The sequence below is a fragment of the Pseudomonas sp. genome (assembly GCF_026224925.1).
Classification (GTDB): domain Bacteria; phylum Pseudomonadota; class Gammaproteobacteria; order Pseudomonadales; family Pseudomonadaceae; genus Aquipseudomonas.
In genome coordinates, this window is the sequence record NZ_JAMFRV010000457.1 from 1 (window position 1) to 6,313 (window position 6,313).

Genomic DNA, 6,313 nt, shown 5'->3' on the forward strand with positions numbered 1-6,313 from the left:
CGAATACACCAGCTACGCCGAGATTTCCATTCGGCGCAAAGTCACCCGCGACAGCCAGACCAGTTACTACCTCAACGGCACCAAGTGCCGTCGCCGTGACATCACCGATATCTTCCTCGGTACTGGTCTTGGCCCGCGCAGCTACTCGATCATCGAGCAGGGGATGATCTCCAAGCTGATCGAGTCCAAGCCCGAAGACCTGCGCAACTTCATTGAAGAAGCCGCCGGTATCTCCAAGTACAAAGAGCGTCGTCGCGAAACTGAAAACCGTATTCGCCGTACCCACGAGAACCTCGCCCGCCTGACCGACTTGCGCGACGAGCTGGAACGTCAGCTTGACCGGCTGCACCGTCAGGCACAGGCCGCCGAGAAGTACCAAGAATACAAAGGTGAAGAGCGCCAGCTCAAGGCGCAACTGTCGGCGCTGCGTTGGCAGGCATTGAATGAACAGGTCGGCCAGCGCGAGGCGGTGATCGGCACCCAGGAAATTGGTTTCGAAGCGTTGGTTGCCGAACAGCGCAATGCCGATGCCGGCATCGAACGTCTGCGCGACGGGCACCATGATCTGTCCGAGCGCTTCAATCTGGTGCAAGGGCGCTTCTATTCAGTGGGCGGCGATATTGCCCGAATTGAACAAAGCATCCAGCACGGCCAGCAACGCCTGCGTCAACTGCAGGACGACTTGCGTGAGTCCGAGCGCTCGCGCCTGGAGACTGAATCGCACCTGGGGCTGGACCGCACATTGTTCGCGACCCTCGGCGAAGAGCTGGAAATGCTCGAGCCCGAACAGGAAATTACCAGTGCTGCCGCAGAAGAATCCGCCGCCGCGCTGGAAGAATCTGAAACCACCATGCACAGCTGGCAGGAGCAGTGGGACGCCTTCAACCTGCAATCCGCCGAGCCACGGCGTCAGGCTGAGGTTCAGCAGTCGCGCATTCAGCAGCTGGAAACCAGCATGGAGCGCTTGGGTGAACGGCAGCGGCGCTTAGGCGAAGAGCGTCAGTTGCTCGCCGCCGACCCTGAAGACGCAGCGATTTTGCAGCTCAGCGAAGACCTCGCTACCCGTGAGATGACCCTCGAAGAGCTGCACGCCAGTGAAGAGCAATTGGTCGAGCGTCTGGAACAACTTCGTAACGAACTGCAGCAAGCCAACCAGGCGCAGCAACAGGCCCAAGGGGATTTGCAGCGTTTAAACGGGCGATTGGCCTCGTTGGAGGCGTTACAGCAAGCAGCGCTCGATCCAGGCACTGGCACCGCGCAATGGCTGCGCGATCAGCAGTTGTCCGAACGCCCGCGTTTGGCCGAAGGCTTGCGCGTTGAACCGGGTTGGGAGCTGGCGGTAGAAACCGTGCTCGGCGCCGACCTGCAAGCGGTGCTGGTGGACGATTTTGCCGGGTTGGATTTGGCAGGATTTGAGCAGGGTGATTTACGTCTGATCAGCCCATCGGCAAATGTCGCGCGGATTGCCGGCAGCCTGTTGGACAAAGTCGAAGCCTCGGTGGATTTGACCGCTTGGCTGGGGCACGTGCAGCCGGTCGAGCGTCTTGAGGATGCATTGGCGTTGCGCGGGCAACTCGGGGCAGGGCAGAGCCTGATCAGCCGCGATGGCTATTGGGTCGGGCGGCACTTTTTGCGTGTACGCCGTGCCAGTGAAGCTGAAAGCGGCGTGCTGGCCCGCGGTCAGGAATTGATTCGTCTGGGCCTCGAACGAGATGAGCGCGAAGCCACCTTGGCGGCCCTCGAAGAACAACTGCTGACTCTGCGCGAACAGCAAGTCCGCCAAGAAGATGCCCGGGAGCAATTGCGCCGTCGCCTGCAGGATGAAACGCGTCAGCAAAGCGAACTCAAGGCTCAGCTGTCGGCCAGCAAAGCCAAGGTCGAGCAGCTGACCTTGCGTCGTACACGCCTCGACGAAGAACTGACCGAGCTGGGCGAGCAGCGCGCCATCGAACATGAGCAACTTGGCGAGTCCCGTTTGCAATTGCAGGATGCGCTGGACAGCATGGCCCTGGACACCGAACAACGCGAACTGCTGCTGGCCCAGCGCGACAGCCTGCGCGAGCGCCTTGATCGGGTGCGTCAGGAAGCCCGGCAGCATAAAGACCACGCGCATCAACTGGCGGTGCGTCTGGGTTCGCTCAAGGCGCAGCACGACTCAACCCGTCAGGCCCTTGAGCGCCTGGAGTTGCAGTCCGAACGCCTTAACGAAAAGCGCGAACAGCTGAGCCTCAATCTGGAGGAGGGCGAAGCGCCGCTGGAAGAGCTGCGCCTCAAGCTCGAAGAGCTGCTGGAAAAACGCATGGCGGTGGACGATGAGATGCGTCTGGCCAAACTGGCGCTGGAAGACGCCGACCGCGAACTGCGCGATGTCGAGAAACGCCGCAGTCAGGCTGAGCAGCAATCGCAATTGGTGAGGGGTCAGTTAGAGCAACAGCGCATGGAATGGCAGTCGCTGACAGTGCGTCGCAAGACGTTGCAGGACCAGTTGCAGGAAGACGGTTACGACTTACATGGGGTGCTCGCCACGCTGACCCCTGAGGCCAACGAAAAGGCCGCCGAAGAAGAGTTGGAACGCATCGCCGGACGGATTCAGCGTTTGGGTGCCATCAACCTTGCGGCCATTGATGAGTATCAGCAGCAATCCGAGCGCAAACGCTATTTGGATGCCCAGAACGCCGACTTGGCCGAAGCGCTGGACACCCTGGAAAACGTAATTCGCAAGATCGACAAAGAAACCCGTAATCGTTTCAAAGAGACCTTCGATCAGATAAATAGCGGATTACAGGCCCTTTTCCCGAAAGTTTTCGGTGGCGGCAGCGCTTATTTGGAACTGACTGGCGAAGATCTACTCGATACAGGTGTGACAATCATGGCGCGTCCACCGGGCAAGAAGAACAGCACCATCCATTTGCTCTCCGGGGGCGAGAAAGCCTTGACTGCTTTGGCGTTGGTATTTGCCATCTTCAAGCTGAATCCGGCGCCATTTTGCATGCTCGACGAAGTTGACGCACCGCTCGATGACGCTAACGTTGGACGTTACGCCCGCCTCGTGAAAGAGATGTCTGAGACGGTGCAATTCATCTACATCACCCATAATAAGATTGCCATGGAAATGGCCGATCAATTGATGGGGGTGACGATGCATGAGCCTGGGTGCTCACGTTTGGTTGCAGTAGACGTGGAGGAAGCAATGGCTTTGGTTGAAGGTTAGTGGTGGGGTTGGCTCGACCGAACAAGTGGCAATTTGATGGCTAGTTGCGCACGTTACATCCGTTACAGGGCACAAGCAGTTGCAACAGACGGTGTAAAGTTATCTTTGGTCGTGCTAGCTTAGTCAACACTTTTCTAATGCGTGGGTAAAACGCCTGTCAGAACATAGAGTTGGCGCCACGTTTTAAAGGGGTTTCGGCCCTTATTTTTAGCATTTTTTATAGAGGCACTGGATTACATGGAAATCGGTCTGCGCGAGTGGCTGATCGTCATCGGCATTATTGTCATTGCCGGTATTCTTTTTGATGGCTGGCGCCGGATGCGCGGCGGCAAAGGAAAACTGAAATTCAGGCTCGACCGAAGTTTTTCCAACGTACCGGATGACGACGAAGCTTCGTCCGCCGAGGTGCTGGGACCGCCGCGTGTGCTGGACCAGAAAGAGCCACAATTGGACGAGCATGATTTGCCGTCGGTGAACGTTGCGCCACGTGATACGAAACGTAAACGCAAGGACGAGCCGCACCAGGGCGACCTTAATCTCGACCTGGAAGGCCCGAGCCTGTTCACCGGCCGTGATGATGATTTCCCGGACGACAAACCGGGTCGTCGCTCGGAAGACACCGCGCGCCGCACTGAAGACTTGGCTCCGGTAGAAGAAGTGCTGGTGATCAGCGTGATCTGCCGCGACGAAAGTGGCTTTAAGGGTCCAGCTTTGTTGCAGAACATTTTGGAAAGCGGTTTGCGTTTCGGCGAAATGGATATTTTCCACCGCCACGAAAGCATGGCGGGTAACGGTGAAGTGCTGTTCTCCATGGCCAACGCGGTCAAGCCGGGTGTGTTCGATCTCGATGATATCGACCACTTCAGCACCCGCGCCGTGAGCTTCTTCCTCGGCTTGCCCGGTCCGCGCCACCCGAAACAAGCGTTTGACGTCATGGTCGCAGCAGCCCGTAAATTGGCGCATGAACTCAACGGCGAATTGAAAGATGACCAGCGCAGCGTCATGACCGCGCAGACCATCGAGCATTATCGCCAACGCATCGTCGAGTTCGAACGCCGTGCATTGACGCATCGTCGTTGATTGCGGGCTCACGATCCCTGTAGGAGCGGGCTTGCTCGCGATGGGGCCGAACGGCACCAGCAAGCCGAACCAACATTGAGCAGCTTCGGCTGCTCTTTTGCTTTTTGAGAGAACACCTGTATGAACGTCGCCGAAACCCGCATCCTGGAACTGCGTGCCGAGCTGGATCAGCACAACTACCGCTACCACGTGCTCGATCAGCCCAGCATTCCCGACGTTGAATACGACCGCCTGTTTCATGAACTCAAAGCGCTTGAGGCCGAGAACCCGCATCTGGTAACTCCGGATTCGCCAACGCAACGGGTCGGTAGCGCGGCGTTGTCAGCCTTCAGCCAAGTGCGTCACGAAGTCCCCATGCTCAGCCTCGGCAACGCCTTCGAAGAAAATGACATGCACGAGTTCGATCGCCGTGTCACTGAAGGACTGGATTTGCCCACCGGCGACCTGTTTGGTGAAGGCGTGCACGTTCAGTACAGCTGCGAACCGAAACTCGACGGCCTGGCGGTCAGCCTGTTGTACCGCGATGGGGCCTTGGTACGCGGCGCTACCCGTGGCGACGGCGCTACCGGCGAAGACATTAGCGTCAACGTGCGTACGGTGCGCAACATCCCACTCAAGCTCCACGGCAGCGGCTGGCCGGCAACCCTGGAAGTGCGCGGTGAAGTGTTCATGTCCAAAACTGGCTTCGAGCGGCTCAACGCCAGCCAACTTGAAGTCGGTGGTAAAACCTTCGCTAACCCACGTAACGCCGCTGCTGGCAGCTTGCGTCAGTTGGACTCGAAAATCACCGCCAACCGCCCGTTGGAATTCTGCTGCTATGGCTTGGGCCAAGTCTCGGAAGAGTTTGCCGACACGCACATCGGCAACCTGGAAAAGCTCAAGCAGTGGGGCATGCCAGTCAGTCGTGAGTTGAAACTCGCTAACGGTATCGGCGAATGCCTGGATTACTACCACGACATCGGCGAGCGACGCCTTTCGTTGCCGTACGAAATTGATGGCGTGGTGTTCAAGGTCAATAGCTTGGCTTCTCAGCGCGAACTGGGCTTCCGCGCTCGGGAGCCGCGCTGGGCCATCGCCCACAAGTTCCCGGCCATGGAAGAACTCACCGAGTTGCTGGACGTTGAATTTCAGGTCGGACGCACCGGTGCTGTCACGCCAGTGGCGCGCCTTAAGCCGGTTAAAGTTGCCGGGGTGACTGTCGCCAACGCCACCCTGCACAACATGGACGAAGTCGCACGCTTGGGCTTGATGATCGGCGACACGGTGATCATCCGCCGTGCCGGTGATGTGATTCCGCAAGTGGTGCAGGTGGTCCTTGAGCGTCGGCCAGAAAACGCCCGCGCCGTGCAGATTCCGGAAAAATGCCCGGTCTGCGGCTCCCATGTTGAGCGCACGCAGCTGGTCAAACGCAGCAAAGGCAAAGAGACCATCAGTGAAGGCGCGGTCTATCGCTGCGTCGGTCGACTGGCGTGCGGCGCGCAACTCAAGCAGGCGATCATTCACTACGTGTCGCGCCGCGCCATGGACATCGAAGGGCTGGGTGACAAGAGTGTCGAGCAATTGGTCGACGAAGGGCTGGTCGCTTCTCCGGCAGACCTCTACACCCTGACCTTCGAACAGATCGTCGATCTGGAAGGCTTCGCCGAAGTCTCCAGCAACAAATTGCTTAAGGCGATTCTCGACAGCAAAAAACCGACTCTTGCGCGCTTCATCTACGCGTTGGGCATTCCTGATGTCGGCGAAGAAACGGCCAAAGTGCTGGCGCGTTCGCTGGCCTCGCTGCAGCGCGTCATGCAGGCGCAACCGGAAGTGCTCACCTATCTGCCGGATGTCGGGCTGGAAGTGGCTTACGAGATTCGTAGCTTCTTTACCGACGCACACAACATCACGGTCATTGGTCAATTGCTGGCCCGGGGCCTGGATATTCAGGAGCAGGGCGAACTCGGCGCAGAGTTTGCCGCCAGCACGACGTTGGGCGGGATGCTCGACAAGCTTCACATTCCGGCCATCGGACCGGGTGCG

General features: G+C 58.5%; 3 protein-coding genes. All 3 read left to right on the plus strand.

Features of this window, described 5'->3' with window-relative positions; all coding sequences use genetic code 11:
- On the plus strand, positions 1 to 3,211 hold a 3,211-nt coding region (smc, locus tag M0974_RS19705), incomplete at its 5' end, for a chromosome segregation protein SMC (RefSeq protein ID WP_297840511.1).
- Positions 3,212 to 3,448: 237 nt separating this feature from the next.
- The gene (zipA, locus tag M0974_RS19710; RefSeq protein ID WP_297840513.1) at positions 3,449 to 4,291 is read left to right on the plus strand and encodes a cell division protein ZipA; all 843 of its coding nucleotides are present in this window, start codon (positions 3,449 to 3,451) and stop codon (positions 4,289 to 4,291) included.
- A gap of 120 nt (positions 4,292 to 4,411) precedes the next feature.
- Positions 4,412 to 6,313, plus strand: a 1,902-nt coding sequence (gene ligA / locus M0974_RS19715) for an NAD-dependent DNA ligase LigA (RefSeq protein WP_297840517.1), incomplete at its 3' end; no start/stop codon positions are given.